2 protein-coding genes are annotated in these 1,166 nt (G+C 55.7%); both read right to left on the reverse strand.

Going from position 1 to position 1,166, the window contains the following annotated elements; translation table 11 throughout:
* Positions 1-153: 153 nt before the first annotated feature.
* Positions 154-453, reverse strand: a complete 300-nt coding sequence (locus PDO_RS15310) for a helix-turn-helix transcriptional regulator (RefSeq protein ID WP_007603636.1) — start codon at positions 451-453, stop codon at positions 154-156.
* Between the two features lie 17 nt (positions 454-470).
* A partial coding sequence (locus tag PDO_RS15315; protein WP_007603638.1) for a type II toxin-antitoxin system HipA family toxin occupies positions 471-1,166 on the reverse strand: 696 nt, incomplete at its 5' end.

Here is a 1,166-nt window from a genome sequence, read left to right on the forward strand (position 1 = left end):
CCTTCGCAACCAGTTGGAGGCTGGGGAGCCGCACAGCTTATTTACCTTTGGTTGATATTTTGAGAGGCGTACGGCTGCTTGTGCTCATCACCGCGCGCGTGAACCAGAGTATTCGGTGCACGACAAGACTCGGCCTATAAGCGGACCAAGGGTTCATATGTTTGCTTCCTGCCGAGAATTGATTCTGGGAACAAAGCCTACCGAGAACCCAAAAAGCTTTCCGATTTTTTCCATTGTCTCCAATGTTGGATTTGCCGTGCCGGCTTCGATCTCGGCAACTTGGCGCCGGGTAAGCGACAGCGTTTTGGCAAACTCCTCCTGGGTCATGCCGAAACCCTTTCGGATATCCGCAACCGCTTCAGGCAGCCTTAAATCGCCAGTTCGAGCACGCTCAGCCAGTGTTCGCCGGTTTTCAAGAATCTCTTCTTTCGTCGGTTTCTTCCAGCGAGCCATTTAGCTGCCCTTCGTCATCAGTGGCATGTTGCCAAAACGCTATCTGCGATCTCGATGCCGCGTCCCATCGCACGGTCCAAAATGTCCGGAGACGCTCCCATATCTTTCGCCATAGCCGGAGCTTGGCGCAGGTGTTTGGCAAACTCGGCAAGCGTAGCTGCGAGCGCTTTCTGCTCAACAGGATCAGGCATCAGTTCGGCGCAAATGCGCTTCCAATCGGGAAGATGGTCACGACCACCGTCACGCATCATGACCCAACGGGTGGAGCGAACAATCCCCTCTTTGGCGAGCCGCATTGGTGCGAAATCAAAGAGCGGAGACAGGCGGATCGTGCCGTCCTGATGCTTGCTGAGTGCGGAATTCCGGCCGTGATTGTCGGGATTGCCAAGCGCGAGGTTGGCGATATCGCGCTTCAGGTATTCGACAATGTCCGCGAAGGGATTGGCCGAATATTGGCGCAGAACGTCGATATAGGCTTCATGCGTGCCGACATGGCCGAAATCGGCAACGCCGATCGCGGACACGAGGCTTTCCTGGCCCAGCCGGACGGTTCCGCCACCTTCTTTTCTCTTCCGGTCAAAACGGGGAATGATCAGGACGCCTTCGGCGTAGGCTGATGGTTCGCTGACATTCAGACCGATCTCTTTAGCGATTCGCGAATAAAGGGCTTCGCCTTCGAGAATCAGGCGGTCTACAGGCTCGTTGCTGCGTAC

It is taken from the genome of Rhizobium sp. PDO1-076, assembly GCF_000247475.1.
Lineage (GTDB): Bacteria > Pseudomonadota > Alphaproteobacteria > Rhizobiales > Rhizobiaceae > Allorhizobium.